The sequence below is a fragment of the Mesobacillus sp. AQ2 genome (assembly GCF_030122805.1).
Lineage (GTDB): Bacteria > Bacillota > Bacilli > Bacillales > Cytobacillaceae > Mesobacillus > Mesobacillus oceanisediminis_A.
Window position 1 is genome coordinate 2,047,102 of record NZ_CP126080.1, and the last position, 15,457, is coordinate 2,062,558.

The 15,457-nt window shown below is 40.5% G+C and carries 25 protein-coding genes and 1 pseudogene; 24 read left to right on the plus strand and 2 right to left on the minus strand.

The annotated features are described in order from the left end of the window. The first annotated feature begins 110 nt into the window (after window positions 1-110). From tnpA to QNH36_RS10160, 9 genes are all read left to right on the plus strand, one after another. On the plus strand, window positions 111-581 hold the full coding sequence (gene tnpA / locus QNH36_RS10120; protein ID WP_144481521.1) for an IS200/IS605 family transposase: 471 nt from the start codon (window positions 111-113) through the stop codon (window positions 579-581). 278 nt (window positions 582-859) lie between these two features. Beyond that, window positions 860-1,378 carry an HAD-IIIA family hydrolase gene (locus QNH36_RS10125; RefSeq protein ID WP_283905389.1) on the plus strand — a complete coding sequence of 173 codons (519 nt, stop codon included), beginning with the start codon at window positions 860-862 and terminating at the stop codon, window positions 1,376-1,378. A gap of 4 nt (window positions 1,379-1,382) precedes the next feature. Continuing rightward, the gene (locus QNH36_RS10130) at window positions 1,383-1,523 is read left to right on the plus strand and encodes a hypothetical protein (RefSeq protein WP_251541774.1); all 141 of its coding nucleotides are present in this window, start codon (window positions 1,383-1,385) and stop codon (window positions 1,521-1,523) included. Beyond that, entirely contained in the window at window positions 1,520-2,449 is a 930-nt protein-coding gene (locus QNH36_RS10135) for a gluzincin family metallopeptidase (RefSeq protein ID WP_283905116.1), read from the plus strand. The genes QNH36_RS10130 and QNH36_RS10135 overlap by 4 nt, the downstream gene beginning before the upstream one ends. Window positions 2,450-2,468: 19 nt before the next feature. Continuing rightward, complete coding sequence (locus QNH36_RS10140; protein WP_251541772.1) at window positions 2,469-3,098, plus strand: class I SAM-dependent methyltransferase; 630 nt, start codon at window positions 2,469-2,471, stop codon at window positions 3,096-3,098. Window positions 3,099-3,463: 365 nt separating this feature from the next. Next, window positions 3,464-3,913, plus strand: coding sequence for an NUDIX hydrolase (locus QNH36_RS10145; RefSeq protein WP_283905117.1), 450 nt, complete (start codon window positions 3,464-3,466; stop codon window positions 3,911-3,913). 4 nt (window positions 3,914-3,917) lie between these two features. After that, complete coding sequence (locus QNH36_RS10150; protein WP_283905118.1) at window positions 3,918-4,439, plus strand: hypothetical protein; 522 nt, start codon at window positions 3,918-3,920, stop codon at window positions 4,437-4,439. After that, the gene (locus QNH36_RS10155; RefSeq protein ID WP_144475956.1) at window positions 4,439-4,927 is read left to right on the plus strand and encodes an NUDIX hydrolase; all 489 of its coding nucleotides are present in this window, start codon (window positions 4,439-4,441) and stop codon (window positions 4,925-4,927) included. The genes QNH36_RS10150 and QNH36_RS10155 overlap by 1 nt, the downstream gene beginning before the upstream one ends. Before the next feature lie 40 nt (window positions 4,928-4,967). After that, a complete protein-coding gene (locus QNH36_RS10160; RefSeq protein WP_144475955.1) occupies window positions 4,968-5,327 on the plus strand; it encodes a cupin domain-containing protein in 360 nt (119 codons plus the stop codon). A 147-nt stretch (window positions 5,328-5,474) separates the two neighbouring features. Here QNH36_RS10160 and QNH36_RS10165 read toward each other — a convergent pair. Continuing rightward, window positions 5,475-5,762, minus strand: a pseudogene (locus QNH36_RS10165) (NUDIX hydrolase); the annotation flags it as partial. Window positions 5,763-6,200: 438 nt separating this feature from the next. Between QNH36_RS10165 and QNH36_RS10170 the strand changes: the two are divergent. The 7 genes from QNH36_RS10170 (at window position 6,201) to QNH36_RS10200 (ending at window position 10,072) form a co-directional block, all read left to right on the plus strand. After that, window positions 6,201-7,385, plus strand: a complete 1,185-nt coding sequence (locus tag QNH36_RS10170) for an FAD-dependent monooxygenase (RefSeq protein WP_283905119.1) — start codon at window positions 6,201-6,203, stop codon at window positions 7,383-7,385. 28 nt (window positions 7,386-7,413) lie between these two features. Next, a complete protein-coding gene (locus QNH36_RS10175) occupies window positions 7,414-7,809 on the plus strand; it encodes a VOC family protein (protein WP_283905120.1) in 396 nt (131 codons plus the stop codon). Between the two features lie 14 nt (window positions 7,810-7,823). Continuing rightward, window positions 7,824-8,063 carry a DUF3977 family protein gene (locus tag QNH36_RS10180; protein ID WP_251541761.1) on the plus strand — a complete coding sequence of 80 codons (240 nt, stop codon included), beginning with the start codon at window positions 7,824-7,826 and terminating at the stop codon, window positions 8,061-8,063. 56 nt (window positions 8,064-8,119) lie between these two features. Continuing rightward, window positions 8,120-8,593: an 8-oxo-dGTP diphosphatase gene (locus QNH36_RS10185; protein ID WP_283905121.1), complete on the plus strand. Its 474-nt coding sequence runs from the start codon at window positions 8,120-8,122 to the stop codon at window positions 8,591-8,593. A 19-nt stretch (window positions 8,594-8,612) separates the two neighbouring features. After that, window positions 8,613-9,113 carry a GNAT family N-acetyltransferase gene (locus QNH36_RS10190; RefSeq protein WP_283905122.1) on the plus strand — a complete coding sequence of 167 codons (501 nt, stop codon included), beginning with the start codon at window positions 8,613-8,615 and terminating at the stop codon, window positions 9,111-9,113. A gap of 59 nt (window positions 9,114-9,172) precedes the next feature. Continuing rightward, entirely contained in the window at window positions 9,173-9,628 is a 456-nt protein-coding gene (locus QNH36_RS10195; protein ID WP_283905123.1) for a GyrI-like domain-containing protein, read from the plus strand. Window positions 9,629-9,706: 78 nt separating this feature from the next. After that, complete coding sequence (locus tag QNH36_RS10200) at window positions 9,707-10,072, plus strand: DUF2500 domain-containing protein (protein ID WP_251541757.1); 366 nt, start codon at window positions 9,707-9,709, stop codon at window positions 10,070-10,072. Between the two features lie 52 nt (window positions 10,073-10,124). Here QNH36_RS10200 and QNH36_RS10205 read toward each other — a convergent pair whose 3' ends face one another. Then, window positions 10,125-10,373, minus strand: coding sequence for a CBO0543 family protein (locus tag QNH36_RS10205; RefSeq protein WP_283905390.1), 249 nt, complete (start codon window positions 10,371-10,373; stop codon window positions 10,125-10,127). 131 nt (window positions 10,374-10,504) lie between these two features. Between QNH36_RS10205 and QNH36_RS10210 the strand changes: the two genes are divergently transcribed. From QNH36_RS10210 to QNH36_RS10245, 8 genes are all read left to right on the plus strand, one after another. Next, window positions 10,505-10,825: a hypothetical protein gene (locus QNH36_RS10210; RefSeq protein WP_251541755.1), complete on the plus strand. Its 321-nt coding sequence runs from the start codon at window positions 10,505-10,507 to the stop codon at window positions 10,823-10,825. A 247-nt stretch (window positions 10,826-11,072) separates the two neighbouring features. Next, the gene (locus QNH36_RS10215) at window positions 11,073-11,492 is read left to right on the plus strand and encodes a VOC family protein (RefSeq protein WP_251541753.1); all 420 of its coding nucleotides are present in this window, start codon (window positions 11,073-11,075) and stop codon (window positions 11,490-11,492) included. Further along, on the plus strand, window positions 11,489-12,049 hold the full coding sequence (locus QNH36_RS10220) for a DEAD/DEAH box helicase family protein (RefSeq protein WP_283905124.1): 561 nt from the start codon (window positions 11,489-11,491) through the stop codon (window positions 12,047-12,049). The genes QNH36_RS10215 and QNH36_RS10220 overlap by 4 nt, the downstream gene beginning before the upstream one ends. 17 nt (window positions 12,050-12,066) lie before the next feature. Beyond that, window positions 12,067-12,648 carry a DUF899 family protein gene (locus QNH36_RS10225; RefSeq protein ID WP_283905125.1) on the plus strand — a complete coding sequence of 194 codons (582 nt, stop codon included), beginning with the start codon at window positions 12,067-12,069 and terminating at the stop codon, window positions 12,646-12,648. Beyond that, window positions 12,638-13,399, plus strand: coding sequence for an aminoglycoside phosphotransferase family protein (locus QNH36_RS10230; protein WP_481825322.1), 762 nt, complete (start codon window positions 12,638-12,640; stop codon window positions 13,397-13,399). The genes QNH36_RS10225 and QNH36_RS10230 overlap by 11 nt, the downstream gene beginning before the upstream one ends. 11 nt (window positions 13,400-13,410) lie before the next feature. Continuing rightward, window positions 13,411-13,848, plus strand: coding sequence for a GyrI-like domain-containing protein (locus QNH36_RS10235; RefSeq protein ID WP_144475941.1), 438 nt, complete (start codon window positions 13,411-13,413; stop codon window positions 13,846-13,848). A 49-nt stretch (window positions 13,849-13,897) separates the two neighbouring features. Then, a complete protein-coding gene (locus tag QNH36_RS10240) occupies window positions 13,898-14,635 on the plus strand; it encodes a class I SAM-dependent methyltransferase (protein ID WP_283905127.1) in 738 nt (245 codons plus the stop codon). Between the two features lie 5 nt (window positions 14,636-14,640). Next, entirely contained in the window at window positions 14,641-15,102 is a 462-nt protein-coding gene (locus tag QNH36_RS10245; protein WP_283905128.1) for a GNAT family N-acetyltransferase, read from the plus strand. Window positions 15,103-15,457 lie beyond the last annotated feature (355 nt).

The following is a 15,457-nucleotide window of genomic DNA, read 5'->3' on the forward strand; positions in this document are numbered from 1 at the left end:
GGGGGTTCCAGAGAGCTTATAGCGTGGTAGTAATAAAAAAACCTCACTTCATGGTAGGATAAAGTTGGTTTCCCGACCACTTCATCTCACCGTAGAAGGAGGTATGCCCTATGAAGGACATGAACAGTTTAGCACATACAACATGGAATTGTAAGTATCACATAGTATTTGCCCCAAAATACAGAAGACAAATCATTTATGGAAAATATAAAAAGAGTATAGGCCAAATTATCAGAGATTTATGTGAACGAAAAGGTGTTGTGATCCATGAAGCTAATGCCTGTCCGGACCACATTCATATGTTAGTTAGTATCCCGCCGAAATTGAGTGTGTCTCAATTCATGGGTTACTTGAAAGGAAAGAGCAGCCTCATGATTTTCGATCGACATGCCAATTTAAAATACCGGTATGGAAACCGGAAATTTTGGTGCCGAGGCTTCTATGTTGATACAGTAGGCAGAAACAAAAAGCAAATACAAGAATACATTCGAAATCAGCTCGTGGAAGACTATCAAGCTGACCAGTTAACATTGTTCGAAGAGTTTGATCCTTTCACAGGACAAAAAAATAAGAATAAATAAAGAAATTCTTTAGAATTGGTGAGTGAATGTGGTGCAGAAGGGAAACCCTTTCAGCGGGCCTTTAAGGCCAAGGCCGGTAAGAGAGGCTTTCAGCCGCAGAGCAAACCACCAGTTCACACTGGTGGTTTTGATTTGCATATATTCATGAAAAAGTGGACAGCGGCGAACTTTTTTATAATAAATGGATATTAAACTAAATTATGGAATGTTATGATAGTCGTAAGTATACATTGGGAGAGATTTTTTTAGTGAAAAACTAAAAGTCTTAGGCAGTTTTTATCGACCGGGAAGGTACTCTGGGTGGAAGTGATTTCGTCACTTTTCCGGGAGAATTTACATTGTTTCCGGGTGTTGAAGAATCTATTAAGCAATTGAAAAAGCGCGGGATCTTAGTCTGTTCGTTCACGAACCAGCCGGGAGTGGCTGACGAAGAAGCTTCTGCTGAAAGCTTTGACAGTGAATTGAAGGCATTTGGTTTTGATAGGGTTTACCTTTGTCCTCATCGTCATGGTGAAGGCTGCGAATGCAGGAAACCTGGTATTGGTATGTTGAAAAGGGCAGCGGAAGAAAACGGGCTGGATTTAAGAAATTGTGTCGTCATCGGTGATCGATGGACAGATCTACTCGCTTCTGATGAAGCAGGTTGCATGAAAATCCTGGTGAAAACTGGCAGCGGCAACCAGGCTTTCGAAAATTACCGTAACAAGGAGTACAAAGGACGCTGGGCTGAGGTGCAGCCTGACTATATTGCAGAGGATCTAAACGATGCGATCAACTGGCTTACTGTGGAGGAGTGAGGAAATGACAATCATCATTACCATCATGTTATTTGCATTTATGTTTGATTTTACGAAGCTGAGACAACAAAATGAGAAAATGATCGAGCAGAATGATAAGATAATCTCTTTGCTTGAAGAGCAAGTGAATAGAGGCAAGGAGTGAAGGGAGCTAAAAGATGGTTATGGCTGATCATCCCTGCAATCATCTTTGGTTTTTATTTAAGCAGATGGGTCGGAATGGCGAAATCCTTTCAAGATGAATTTAATGAGCGAACAGGTGAAAATTCAAGCTTTTACGTGATTGCCAAATCATTTGTCAACCAGAACTTTGACAGTGAATTGGAAAAAGAGTATAAAGCTGCAGGTATGAACAAGCAGTATAAACATGTTTCCATTTACTATCAGGAAGAGAACAAAGAACTGATTCCCTTGACAATCGAAACGCTGAAATTGGCTGAAGAGAAATCAGGGGAACTTTTTGACAGATATGAAAACGTTCCTATCGATATGATTTTTATGAAAAAAGAAGATATTGTACAGATTTCTAAAATTGATGATGTCTCAGGTTATTATTCTCAGTTTGAGAAGGTCCTTGTTGTAAATGCTGACACAGAATATGTTGAAGGGATTTTACAGGGGCATGAAACACCACTGTATTTTTTTCAAAAATCGATTTTGCACGAGTATGCACATTACGCCACTTTCATTAAAATAACTGAAGCGGAAACCTATGGTGGACTTTTTCCGACCTGGTTCCTGGAAGGGATAGCTGAGTATGTTGCAAACGACAAAACAGAAGTTGACATCGGTTTAATTCCATACGAAACACAGCCCCTTGAGGAAATCAGCTGGGACGATGATTTTCATGAAGTTCGTCATGCTGGCATCTCAGAACCCTATTTGCAAAGTTATTATACTGTGAATTACCTGATCCAAGAATATGGGATAAATGTGGTGAATGAATTGATGTATAAAACAAAAGAAACAGAGGATTTCTATGTTGCGCTGGAACAGTTGACAGGGAAGCCGGTAGCTGTATTCGAAAAGGATGTATTTGACTATTATCAAAGATTGGATAGCGTCAGATGAGAACAGAGGAGGAAAGTCCATGTTAAGCAAACAGGGCTTTGATTTATGGGCGAATGGCTATGATAAGACCGTGCAGGTAAGCGAGGAAAGTGGAGTCTACCCATTCGCCGGGTATAGGGCTATTTTAAATGCCATTTTTAAAAAAGTGATGGGGAAAGAAAATGCGAGGGTTTTAGATATCGGTTTTGGTACAGGAGTTTTGACATCCAAGCTGTATGACCATGGACATCAGATCGATGGAATAGATTTTTCATCACGGATGATTGCACTCGCTCAACCCAAGATGCCGAAGGCCAACTTGATCGAATGGGATATTACAAACGGACTGCCTGAAGATATTAAGGCAAAGAAGTATGATTACATTGTCAGTACATATGCATTGCATCATTTAACCGACGAGGAAAAAAGACAGTTTATTAGAATATTATTGCCAATGCTTGAGGAGAAAGGAAAAATCTTGATTGGGGACATCGCTTTTGATACTAGACAAGAGCTAGAAACCTGCAGACATGACAGTATTGATTTCTGGGACGAAGATGAATTTTACTTTGTTTTTGATGAATTGCAATCTATGTTGAAAGAGGAATGCAAGTTGGAATTTCAGGCGATGTCCCACTGTGGCGGTGTCATTATAATTACTAGAACATAATAAAATGTACTTAGCACTGCCCGATTGGGTAGTGCTATTTACCGTGAGAGGGCAAGAACATGAGGAGTTTTCTTTATAGCGTTGAAGATGGACAAAAGGAGTGAGAATCAGAGGAAAAGTGTCCGTCACTGCCATGATGACGGACAGAAAGGGTGAGAACCAGAGGAAAAGTGTCCAACATAGCCTTTATGACTGACAAAAAGAGCGAGAACAAGAGGAAAAGTTTCTCTTATAGCAGAGATTAACGGACACAATTTAGAATTACTAGCAGTTAATTTCTATATTAAATATGGGAAAAAGAAGGAAATGCTAAGCCGCTGTCGAATCTTGTTTAACTAGTTAATTTTTACCTATTGGAGGTTGTCATGGGATATATCGAGGATTTGCGGAAGGTGATTGGCCACCAGCCGCTTATTTTAGTGGGAACAGCAGTGGCAGTGATCAACGAAAATGGAGAGTTTTTATTGCAGAAACGTCACGACGGACAGTGGGGTGTTCCAGGAGGTTTTCTTGAATTAGGGGAGTCGACAGAGGATGCAGGCAGACGTGAAGTGTTCGAAGAAACTGGGCTCGAAATAGGGAGACTAGAACTGGTTGGAGTTTTCTCGGGTAAGGAGCACTATGTAAAGCTGCCAAACGGGGATGAGTTTTATTCGGTAACAGTTGCGTATATGACTAGGGATATTAAAGGTGGAGAATTGAAAGCAGATGGAGTGGAAACGGAAGAGACCCGCTTTTTTCATGTGAATGATTTGCCAGAGAAGCTGAATCCGATGATTAAGAATCTTATGAAGCAATTTACATTAGCAGTCTAGGGTCATGCAGCAAAAAGTAAAAAGAAAATTAGTCAGTTTATATACTGGTGAACTCTTTGCGGTTTTTACCTTTGCAATCATTTGGAGCATATATATCCAGCTTTTTGAATGGTCGATTCCATACTTAGGAGCATTCTCTTCCATTTATGCCTTTGGATTGCTGGAGTTTATCTTGATGCAGGGAATTTATTACTGGTATTTGAAGCTGCAACAGTTGAAACAGGGCAATTTGTCCAGGCTGCCGGCTAAAAAGCTTAAGTTATTTTCCTTATTTAAAAAGATGAATGCATTTTTCATATTTATAGGTTTGTTTATATTGGCCTATTTGATGATTCGCAATCAGTTGGAGCGGTATTGGTTTCTTTTTCTATATCTGTTTGCTGCCATTGAATATATTAATTACTATTGCATCCGCCTTTCCTATCAGACGTTAGAGGAACTGAAGGAATTGAAGCGGCAAAAAGGGTTTCGCAGATCCAGTCTGGCAAGAGAATTGGACAGCTTTTACAAGGGGGAGGAACAGTGATGGACGCTACATTTTACATGGAAAAGACGGTTTTTAATTATCGTGTCGCAGCTGTGATGATAGTTAACAACCATATACTCATACATAGGCAGGCAGACGATGAACACTGGGCATTGCCAGGTGGCAGGGTCACGGTAATGGAAGATTCACAAACCAGTATTGTAAGAGAAGTAAAGGAAGAATTGGGAATAGACGTCAAAGTGGATCGGCTGTTATGGTTTACCGAAAACTTCTTTGACTACAAACATAGAGATTTTCATGAAATTGGCTTGTATTATCATGTATCACCATTGGAAGGCAGCTTCGATTTTCAAGCAGATGCGTTCTTTGGGGAAGAAGGAGAACGATTAGTTTACCAATGGGTGCCAATCAGCCAACTTGCAAAGATAAAGCTGTACCCCGAGTTTATCAGAACCTCTCTTCATGCAGTGCCTGAAACTCCTCAGCATTTGATTGTAAAGCAGTATAGTATCAGGGCTGGAAAGTGAACGCGGTCCGGGGTTGTTGAAAAGGAATGGAGGTGGCAAAATGGAATTCTATAATTTTAAAAAGGACATTGGAGCGGCCATCACAAAATTTGATTCGGACTTTGTGATGTCAAGGATTGTAAGGACAGTGAACGCAACCCATATTGGGTTTATGTATCTAGATGAGAATGGGATCATCGGTTTTCATCAGGCAACCATGCCGCAGCTATTGCTGGTGGTAAGCGGCTCCGGCATTGTTCGCGGAGAATCGGAAGAATACTTTAAAGTAGAGCCTGGCACTGCAGTATTCTGGCAAAAAGGCGAGTGGCATGAAACAAAGACAGACAAGGGTTTAACTGCAGTGGTCATAGAAAGCGAAGAGTTGAATCCGGCCTCTTATATGGCAAAGGTGGAAAGCTGATTTCTGGCATGAATGTAGAGAGAAGTTTTTACGGGAAAATGGACTGTGTCTTTTTATCTATTATAAAAATAGGCGGTAGGAAGGTTAGAAATAATTCAAACCTTCCAGCCGTTTTATATTAGAACAAATATGTGAGGGCGGATGGATTTAAACTACTATTTTCAAAGCTTCTAAAACTTTTGAAACATGCAGGTCATCTTTCATGGATTCCAGTGAGTGCCACCGTACTTCACTTAATGTTTGGCTCTCGCCATACTCTGGGTCACATCCGAGCATAGGTTCTTGATCGTTCAGCTGGCGGACAAGGAAACACCGCTCTTCACCACCGCTGTATTGACCGGTGAAAAGATAATCCACTACCTCTACATCCAAATTCACTTCTTCTTTCACTTCTCGAACGACCGCATCTTCAAACGTTTCACCGGCCTCTAAACCACCGCCTGGAAGTGTCTAGAACTCTCCATCAGAGTAGACATGCTTGGTCATAAGGATTTTAGTTTCTTTAATGATAGCAGCGAAAGCTATTGGTCTAGTCAATAGGTAGCACCTCTTTAGATTATTTTTACATAATTTTACCATATTTAAGGGTGGAGGTTCTCTATAAAAGGTCAATTCAGAAACTAGTTAAAAAAAAAACGACTCTTTCGGACAAACTGGAGCGTCCAAGAGTGAGAAGTGTCCGATAGAAAGGCTCTAAAGGACAAATCGAACCGTGCAACGTGGAAAAGAGTCCGATAAACAGACTCTATCAGGCTAACGGGAACGTGCATGAGCGAAAAAATGTCCGATAGAATCTAACAACGCTGTCATACCAAACAAAACCAGTGAAGAAAGAATATTCAATACGGGATTGGATAGAAAGGAGCGAGGCAGATGTCTTTAGCAATGAACAAACCTGAGATAACGATTATCGGTGCTGGTATTGGAGGCTTATCTGCCGCGATTGCCTTGCAGCAAAAGGGATTGATGGTAAAAGTCTTTGAGAAAGGTACAGAACTGAAAGAAACTGGTGCAGGCATTGTGCTGGCAGCCAATGCGATTAAGGCATTGGAAAAGTTAGGGCTTGCCAATCAAGTGCGTCAAGCGGGTTCACCGGTCAAGAAGGCGGAAATTAGAACCTCTGATGGCAGGCTCATTGTGAACATGCCGGTCCATAAACAGGCCGAACGGTATGGGACTTATAGTTATTTGATTTACCGGCCGGATTTGCAAAGGATTTTATATGAAAAATTAACACCTGATAGCGTTGTGTTTGGGAAAAAGTTTTCAGGGCTGAATCATGAGGGGAAGAAAGTCACCAGTTTTTTTGAGAATGATGAGATGGATATTGCAGATCTTTTTATCGGAGCGGATGGAGTTCACTCGAAAGTGAGAGAGGAAATTGTTAAGGATTCTCCTTTGCGTTATTCAGGCTACACCGCTTTCAGGGGGATATCTTATTTTGAGGATGATCGTTTCCCAGTGGAGCTCGGTGGAGGCTTTGAAGCTTGGGGAAGGGGTAAAAGGTTTGGTTTTTCTCATTTAGGAAAAGGTCGCGTGTTTTGGTTCGCAGCGGTGAACATGCCAGAAGGGACTCTAATAACGACAGAAAAGATTAAAAGCGTTGTTCTACAGCATTTTAAGGGTTGGTGGGGTCCTATAGAAGCAGTCATTGAATCAACTGAAGAATCGAAAATCCTTGTACATAAGATTTTTGACAGAAAGCCAGTTGATGATTGGCATAAGGGAAGAGCTGTACTTTTGGGAGATGCAGCACATCCGATGCTTCCGAATCTCGGTCAGGGTGGAGCCCAGGCGATGGAGGATGCGCTAGTCCTTACAAATTGTCTAGAACAATATCCAAGGGAAATTGAAAAAGCACTGAACCAATATGAACAATTGAGGAGTTCCCGTACTAAAAAAATTGTTCAAAGCTCCAGGATGATGGCCAGAATGATGCAACTCGAAAATTCGGCCGCGATTAGATTACGAAATCTCCTGCTAAGAAGTACACCAGACGAAATGAAAATCAAAAGGCTGGACTGGGTTCTTGGATATGAGGTTCAAAATTGGAATTGAATCATAAAAGACAAAGGAGGAAATAAAAGTGATTTTTGAAATGACGTATCAGGTGCGAGTAACAGATTTTGAAGAAGGTTTGCGCTGGTATAAAAATTTACTTAATAAAGAGCCGGATTTTACCCCTCATAGTGGGTTTGCTGAATGGGAGTTGATTCCCGGAGCGTGGCTTCAGGTAGCGGAAGGGAAACCTGCGGAAGGGTGCGGCCCATTGCGTTTGGGAGTAAGGTCGCTTGAGGGTGAACGATCTCGATTAGTCAGGGAACTAGATGTTGAGCTATTTGAGATTTACGAGAGAGAAGAAGTTCCTGTCAAGTGGGCGACTTTTTCCGATCCTTGGGGAAATGAGATTGGTTTCTTTGAATATATTGATGAGAGGGAAATGCATAAAAGAATAACGGCCATTTTAGGGAGTAAGAAATAAGGAGATATCATCAGTTGAAATATATCGAGGCAGGCATCGGAAACAGATGGGTGGTAAGGACTGAAATTGAAATGGAGTACGGAAATGAATATGAAGTGAGGGGAATACAGGGACCCATTCATTTTCAATCGGCATATATAAGATTTTGGCTATGGAAAACAGTGTTCATATTGGATTGCAGGGAAGGTTTTAAAAGAGTACATAAGAAAGATAAGAATTTTAAACTGCTTATAGGTATCGTATCCAGGTATTAGGGTTGTTTTTAAAAGAAACGTAATGAGATGAAATTAAAGAAGTATAAGGAGATTATATGAGCGATCAAGTAAACTATAAGATTTGGACGATGTGCATGATCCAAAATGGAGATAAAGTATTACTCCTCGACCGTCAGCTTGATCATTTCAAGGGTTATCTCCCTCCTGGAGGAAAAGTGGATTTTCCGGAAAGCATTGTTGAAGGTGCTATTAGAGAAGTGAAAGAGGAAACAGGGCTCGACGTAAGCAATTTAAAATATAAGGGTCTTTATGAATATGTGAATCCTGCCGTGAGGGACAGGTATATGATTTTCCATTATATTACTACTGATTTCAAAGGGGAACTCCTAAATGATGGTCCTGAAGGAAAAGCAGTTTGGGTAAGCATTGAAGAAGCCTGCCATTTGCCCATGCAGGAATCAGTTAGAAGAAGGTTTCCGTTGTTTTTTCAGGAAGGGATTTTCGAAATACAGGTAGTATGGAATCATGCTGAGAACAAAGAGGGCAGGGTTTCTATTAATATATCATAAAATACTAGGGGAGTTCTGGATGCCAATGGCTAAAAAAGAAATGGTTTCTCTGCAGCTTTATAATAATGAATTCAAAAGTCGCTTATTGAATTACGCTTTGCTAGATGAACAGAGGAGATTCACTGCTCTTCCTGCAGAAGCTCTGGAAAAATGTGATGTAGAGCCAGACCGGCATCCAGTTGTCATTCTTTATGATAGGCATCCGGCGGGATTTTTTGTGCTTCATGGCTGGGAGGGAGCGAAGGTGTACAGTGAAAACAAGAATGCAATGCTGCTAAGAGCCTATTCCATCAATCTTCCTTATCAGGGAAAGGGTATTGGTTCAGAATCAATCCGGTTATTGAAACAATTTACAAACGACCACTTTCCTTTAGTGAATGAAATAATACTGGCTGTAAATCACTTAAATGTTATAGCGCAAAATGTTTACAAAAAAGGCGGCTTCGTTGACCAAGGTAAAAGGGCTATGGGAAGAGAAGGAGAAATGTTTATTTACCATTTGCATTTAGAGGAATTTTAATCTTTAAAATTCACCCATAGTAATGTTATATCAAGCAGCTATGAGGGGAGGAATAGGCTATGACTGAAATCAAGCAGTGTTCAGAAATTAAACTAGTAGGCATCCGGGTATTCTGTCCTGGTAATGAATATATCGAGGAAATTCCGAAAGCATCAAAGCAATTGAGTGAGCGAGTACATGAAATAAAGAATGTATTAAATCCATCTTTGCAGCATGGGGCTTTTGTTGTTGACAGTTGTTCAGACGAGGAGGATGGTTATTGGGTTTGTGTTGAAGTATCTGACTACGAGGACATTCCTGAAAACATGGTGACCCTGAGGATTCCGGCACAAAGATATGCGGTCATACGGCACAAAGGATCTAATGAAAAAATAAGAGATACATATAGCAAGCTTCATCAATGGATTGAAGGAAACGGATATCGAAGATTGATGGATCAATGGCATTTGGAAGTATTTCATGACTGGTCGAATCCGAAGGAAATCGAAGTTGAACTGATGGATACGATAATGTAATTGGAAATGATTTGAATCTTTTTTCTTATATTTTCGTAAAGATATATAAGCGTTGAGTGACAAGGGGGAGGATGGCTCATGATAGAAGAACCAATGGGAATGGATTTTATGTTTACGTTTGGCCCTATTTTTATAGGAGCGGTCTTTATATTGGTATTCGGCATAATAATTTTTACGATTATCAAAAGTCTAGGTACCTGGAGTAAAAATAACCAATCACCACGCGTAAACTCATTCGCTAAAGTTGTAACCAAAAGAACGAGCGTGCGCGGAGGTGGAGAAACTGCAGCACGTAATGTTTATTATGTGACATTTGAGTTTGATAGTGGAGACAGATTGGAGCTTCATGTAAACGGACAGGAGTACGGCCAGTTGGTTGAAGGTGATGATGGAGAACTGACTTTTCAAGGAACGCGTTATTTAGGTTTTACAAGGCATCGATAATTGAAAATCGCTAAAGACCAAATCATCCTTTGATTTGGTCTTTTTCAGGATATTAATCTACTGAGAGATCATCTTTATTGATGATTCGGATGGTTGAAATGATTCCTCGGCATAACAATAATTTAATCGCTAAACTAATGAATGAGTGATACCATGTCCAACCCTTCCTCCATGTGATTAAATCTGTTTTTTTGGCAGCGAACGTCTCAATCAATACCTGGGGAATGGTGAAAGGAAATAGCTTTAGGACTATTCCAGCGGGCTTGCTGTTAAGAGTCCATTGATTATAATAAAGTAGCATTAAGGATAATGTACATAGCAAATGTACCACCTCATCATTAAAAATGTAACATGGGGGGGAATTATCTGTTCAATAAAAATCCAATCTTTAGGGAATAATGCATACTAAAAGGTAAAAAAGAAGGTGAGACCTTGCCACGGAAAGCAGCAGAGAATCCTGATGTACAAGAAGCTGAGGGTCCGGAAAAAGAAATCCAGCAAGACAAAGAAAATAATGAAATTGAAAAATTAAATAAAATGTTGGCAGCCGTACTTAATTATATTTCCGATGATGAAGTCGAGGTTATTGACATCGAATATTTGCTTAACAACACGGAGGGTCTCCGGGACTGGTGGGATCAATATCGTGAAAGAAACAGAAAAGAGATCGAATCAGAAATATCACAAGCACTTGGCGGCCTTTCAATCGAGGAGTTAGAGGAACTAAGGGAGAAAATCAAGGGGAAAGAGTGAGTTTTTTTCTTATCCTTGGATGGTTCTTGTCTATAATTTTTTATAGGCCCCGCAGTTACTTTCACTATGGCAGGTGGAAAGTTTTATATTGTTTACTGGGATTTTAAAAATTCATACAACGATTGGATATAAGATTGAGCTTAAAGCACACTCGTTTTGGGTGTGTTTTTTTAAATATGGAATTTTTAAATAAATAAGAAGGGGATATCAGTGAAATAGAGAATCTTTATAACAGAGGTGGAGGCAATTGAAAAATCAATTAATCAGAGTCGGGACAATTTACATACCGGTAATAGAACCAGAGAAATCATCGGATTGGTATAAGGATATGCTTGGTGCAAGTTTAAATTATCTGGATGAAGATAAGGCAATTATGAACTTGGCTGATATTAGTCTGTTTTTGGTGAAGTCTCCGGGTGAAAGTTCAAACTTTAAGGATGTACATGGATCAGAAAGGTTCATTCTTACTTTTGAGGTTGATGGTGAAGACACTCTTGAAGCGATGCATGCTGATTTTATTGAACGAGGAATGAATGTCGGTGAGATTGAAAACCGGGGACATGCTGGCCGCAATTTTGTTTTTTATGATCTCGATGGAAATAAATTCGATGTATGGAGTGAGCTAAGCAAAGAGTATAAAAAGAGGATGGAAGTGGAGTCAATATGAAGTTTGTCTTAATATTTGGCCCGCAGGCGGTAGGGAAAATGACAGTGGGGCATGAACTGGAAAAAATAACTGATTTACAACTTTTTCATAATCATATGACGATTGAGTTGGTAAATCCCTTTTTTGACTATGGGACAAGGGAAGGGAAAAGGCTAGTTGGCCTGTTTCGAGAAGAGCTCTTTAAAGCTATGGCAAAAAGTGATCAAAGCGGAATGATTTTCACGTATGTCTGGGCGTTTGATATAAAGGAAGACTGGGAGTATGTCGAGAAAGTTTGCCAATTATTCGAGTCAGAAGGCGGCTCGGTTTATTTTGTTGAGCTTGAGGCAGACCTGGAAGAGAGGCTCGTAAGAAACAGAAGTACATATCGGCTGGAGCAAAAAGCTTCCAAGCGAAACATAGAACGGTCCGAAAACGATTTGCTGAAATCAATGGATCAGTATCGCTTAAATTCATATGAAGGTGAAATTGAACGAGCGAACTATATTCGGATTAATAACACCAATTTAACTGCAGCCGAGGTTGCCAGTCAGGTAAGAGAGCATTTTGAATTGTGATAAAAGGGGGAATATTGATGGAGCCTATTAAACGATTAGAAATGGAAATACAAGAAAAAGAGGAAGAATTGATCCGTGTAAAACAGGAGCTGGCCGTTTTGCGCAAGCAGCATCCTTCTTTCGCAGTAACCAATTATGAACTGACTGACACCGAAGGCAGTAAGGTACATTTAAGTGAGCTTTTTGGCGATAAAAATGAATTGATCGTTATACATAATATGGGGAAATCCTGTTCCTACTGCACTTTATGGGCAGATGGATTCAGTGGGTTTACACCACACCTTGAGAACAGGGCGGCATTTGTTTTAACAAGTCCGGATGATTACCAAACATTATCGGTTTTTTCCAAGGAACGAGACTGGAAATTCAAAAGCGTTTCGACAAAGGGGACAACTTTTAAAGACGACCTCGGGTTTAAAAATGCCGAGGGCTTTTGTCCAGGAGTTTCCATATTATTGAAAGAAGAGGATGGAGCAATTAAGCATTACTCAAAAGCAACTTTCGGCCCTGGTGATGATTACTGCAGCATATGGTCCCTCTTTGAATTATTATCGGATGGAAGCAGAAACTGGGGGCCGAAACATGCATATGAACGGTAAAAAGGTATTATTTGCAGATATTCTTGGGGAGATAACGAAGATCAATAAACTCCCTGAACAAGGCTGCACATCGGAAGTCTGCAGGATTGTTACACCAGACGGCATTTACATCATGAAAAGTGCGACTAAGAAAAAATATCGAGAGTGGCTACACTCAGAGGCAGAAGTGCTTCAAATTTTATCCCATCAAAATTCCATTCCTGTTCCGAAGTATTATGGTTTCGTCGAGGAAGAGGATGCCAGCCATTTGCTGATGTCTTTTGATGATGGAATTACATTGACTGCTGCATTAAAAAAGGCTGGGACTATGAAGGAAAAACAAAGGCTGGTCAGGAGTTTTGGTCATTTTATAAAACAGCTTCACGAGCAAGAAGCCGGTTTGAAATCAGAAACAGACTGGCTCGAAACCCAGTTGATGAGGGCTCGATTATACGCTGAGTCAGGCCAGGCTGATGGCAATTTAACATTATTGGAACAGTTGGAAGGAGGGAAACCGGAAAAGGTAAAACAAACGACCATCCACGGAGACTGTACCTCAGATAATGTATTGGTAGTGGATGGAGAAGTCCGTTTGTTTATCGATGTTGCTGGTATGACGCTTGGGGACCCTCGTTATGATGAATCTCTGGCGATTCGAAAATTCAGGGATAAGCCGGAATTGCTGGCTCCTTTTTACGAAGGATATACCAGATACCGAGTATCAGATGAAGAATACCTTTACTTTAAAGAAGGTTTATACGAATTTTTTTAGGAGGGTCAAACATGTGCCAGGTTGTGAACAGGGAATTTAAAGTGATTGGGTCGAAACATAGTGGGCCATTTGAAAATTATGCACAGCTGGTACCTCAGGCGGCACAGCAGTTTTTACAGCGTATGCCGAATAATGAGGGAACCGAAGTGACAGTTTATGAGCCAAAGGCAAGTAACAGTCATGTTGAAGGGATATTTTACGTAGGAATCCTTGTGGAGGAAAAGCCTGTATCCTTGCCGGAGGAAATTGAATTCTTAGAAATTCAGCATAGTTACGGAATGATCTCTGGGAAAGGGAATGAAATCGGAAAATTGTATTCAACACTTGATGAGTGGATCGATGGACAGGGATATCAAAAGGAACTCGATGGAAGCTACATAATTGAAACCTATCATCCTGTTGAGAATGATATAGAAATGATAGAAATATATATTCCTATTCACCCTTAATATGATAAAATATTGAAGATTTAACTTATTAAGGAAATGGGGGGGGTTTATGGAGTATAGAGGGTCATCGGCTTATGAGGAAGAGGATTTTTTCCAGAATTACTTGAAGAGAAAAACACGGCCTGAAAGTCCAAATAATAGTATAGAAAAACCAATCTTGCTCGAGTTAATGGGGAATGTGAAAGGTAAAATGATACTCGATCTGGGTTGCGGCGATGCGGAGATAGGGGTTGAACTCCTGAGAGAAGGTGCCGGTGCATATATCGGGTTGGAAGGTTCCGAAAATATGATCCATGTTGCAGTGGGAAATTTGAAAGACACTGCTGGCCAGATTTTGCACGCTTCAATGGAGGAATGGCAACCGCTGGCAGAGGAATATGATTTAGTCCTTTCTCGTTTTGCACTGCATTATTTAGAGGATTTAGGCAGTATTTTTACAAAGGTTCATGACTCGTTGGTGCCAGGCGGAAGGTTTGTTTTCAGCGTTCAGCACCCAGTACTCACCTCATCATCGAAAAGTGCTGAAGGCAGCGGCAGAAGAACTGACTGGGTTGTGGACAATTATTTCAACCAGGGAGAACGTTCTGAACCGTGGATCGGGAAAAAGGTAATCAAATACCATCGGACAGTCGAAGAGTATTTCACCCTCTTATTGGAAGCTGGTTTTATGATAGAAGACCTGAGAGAAGGGACTCCGAAAGCCGAAAACTTCTCCACCAGGGAAGAATACGAGCGGAGGATAAGGATTCCGCTGGTATTGATGTTCGCTTGCAGGAAGCAGGGCTAATTGGTATGGAAATCCGATCAGCAGAGATAGAGGATGTTAGTGAAATCCTGTCTGTGTTAAATGCAGCTTCGCTTTCTCTACACCAAAAAGGTGTGAATCAGTGGAATTACCCATGGAATGAAAAACAGCTGCTGGAACAGGTTGGATTTTTGTATGTTGCATCAGTTGATGGAAAAATTATCGGGACATTTGGCATTAAAGATGTGGGGCAATGGCATATTGAGGGAGCCGTAAAATACTTATACCAGCTAGCTCTACACCCCGATTACCAGGGAAAAGGATACGGTGCTGATATTGTGTCCTGGGCATGTCAAAAAGTACGAGGTTTCGGGCAGGAACTGTATCTGGATTGCTGGGCAGGAAATGAAAAGTTAAAAAGCTTTTACAGCGAGAATGGCTTTGAATATATCGGAGATTTTCCTGTGGAGGACTATTACATAAGCATTTTTAGATGCAGGGAGGGATAGTATGGATGCCATTTTTAAAGATATCGTCCATATTATGCATCATGATTATGCAGGTTGGAAACAGAGTGGAGATCCTGAGTAAATGAATGATACCCTTAGTAAACTTATCAAAGGTAAACCTGGCTGTGGAGTTAGATGGAAGACGCTAACAAAGCTACATTAAAATAGGAAAAACGGTAAAATGTTTACAAAATAGCCGAATTTGCTTCATTCCATCTTTACAATACTGTGCTAAAGTATAGATGTAAGGGATCTCATAATTTAAGGAGTGTTGGCGATGGTTTACAAAGTCATCATTAATTTCCTATTGGTATGTGCCCACTTCTATCTTCTTTAACAGATGTTAAAGAAGTCT

What these genes read in the sequence shown, in the direction of transcription:
- tnpA (WP_144481521.1), top strand. Translation starts at nt 111, where the DNA reads ATGAAGGACATGAACAGTTTAGCACATACAACATGGAATTGTAAGTAT.
- QNH36_RS10130 (WP_251541774.1), top strand. Translation starts at nt 1,383, where the DNA reads ATGACAATCATCATTACCATCATGTTATTTGCATTTATGTTTGATTTT.
- QNH36_RS10140 (WP_251541772.1), top strand. Translation starts at nt 2,469, where the DNA reads ATGTTAAGCAAACAGGGCTTTGATTTATGGGCGAATGGCTATGATAAG.
- QNH36_RS10145 (WP_283905117.1), top strand. Translation starts at nt 3,464, where the DNA reads ATGGGATATATCGAGGATTTGCGGAAGGTGATTGGCCACCAGCCGCTT.
- QNH36_RS10150 (WP_283905118.1), top strand. Translation starts at nt 3,918, where the DNA reads ATGCAGCAAAAAGTAAAAAGAAAATTAGTCAGTTTATATACTGGTGAA.
- QNH36_RS10155 (WP_144475956.1), top strand. Translation starts at nt 4,439, where the DNA reads ATGGACGCTACATTTTACATGGAAAAGACGGTTTTTAATTATCGTGTC.
- QNH36_RS10160 (WP_144475955.1), top strand. Translation starts at nt 4,968, where the DNA reads ATGGAATTCTATAATTTTAAAAAGGACATTGGAGCGGCCATCACAAAA.
- QNH36_RS10170 (WP_283905119.1), top strand. Translation starts at nt 6,201, where the DNA reads ATGTCTTTAGCAATGAACAAACCTGAGATAACGATTATCGGTGCTGGT.
- QNH36_RS10185 (WP_283905121.1), top strand. Translation starts at nt 8,120, where the DNA reads ATGAGCGATCAAGTAAACTATAAGATTTGGACGATGTGCATGATCCAA.
- QNH36_RS10190 (WP_283905122.1), top strand. Translation starts at nt 8,613, where the DNA reads ATGCCAATGGCTAAAAAAGAAATGGTTTCTCTGCAGCTTTATAATAAT.
- QNH36_RS10195 (WP_283905123.1), top strand. Translation starts at nt 9,173, where the DNA reads ATGACTGAAATCAAGCAGTGTTCAGAAATTAAACTAGTAGGCATCCGG.
- QNH36_RS10200 (WP_251541757.1), top strand. Translation starts at nt 9,707, where the DNA reads ATGATAGAAGAACCAATGGGAATGGATTTTATGTTTACGTTTGGCCCT.
- QNH36_RS10205 (WP_283905390.1), bottom strand. Translation starts at nt 10,373, where the DNA reads ATGCTACTTTATTATAATCAATGGACTCTTAACAGCAAGCCCGCTGGA.
- QNH36_RS10220 (WP_283905124.1), top strand. Translation starts at nt 11,489, where the DNA reads ATGAAGTTTGTCTTAATATTTGGCCCGCAGGCGGTAGGGAAAATGACA.
- QNH36_RS10225 (WP_283905125.1), top strand. Translation starts at nt 12,067, where the DNA reads ATGGAGCCTATTAAACGATTAGAAATGGAAATACAAGAAAAAGAGGAA.
- QNH36_RS10230 (WP_481825322.1), top strand. Translation starts at nt 12,638, where the DNA reads ATGAACGGTAAAAAGGTATTATTTGCAGATATTCTTGGGGAGATAACG.
- QNH36_RS10235 (WP_144475941.1), top strand. Translation starts at nt 13,411, where the DNA reads ATGTGCCAGGTTGTGAACAGGGAATTTAAAGTGATTGGGTCGAAACAT.
- QNH36_RS10240 (WP_283905127.1), top strand. Translation starts at nt 13,898, where the DNA reads ATGGAGTATAGAGGGTCATCGGCTTATGAGGAAGAGGATTTTTTCCAG.
- QNH36_RS10245 (WP_283905128.1), top strand. Translation starts at nt 14,641, where the DNA reads ATGGAAATCCGATCAGCAGAGATAGAGGATGTTAGTGAAATCCTGTCT.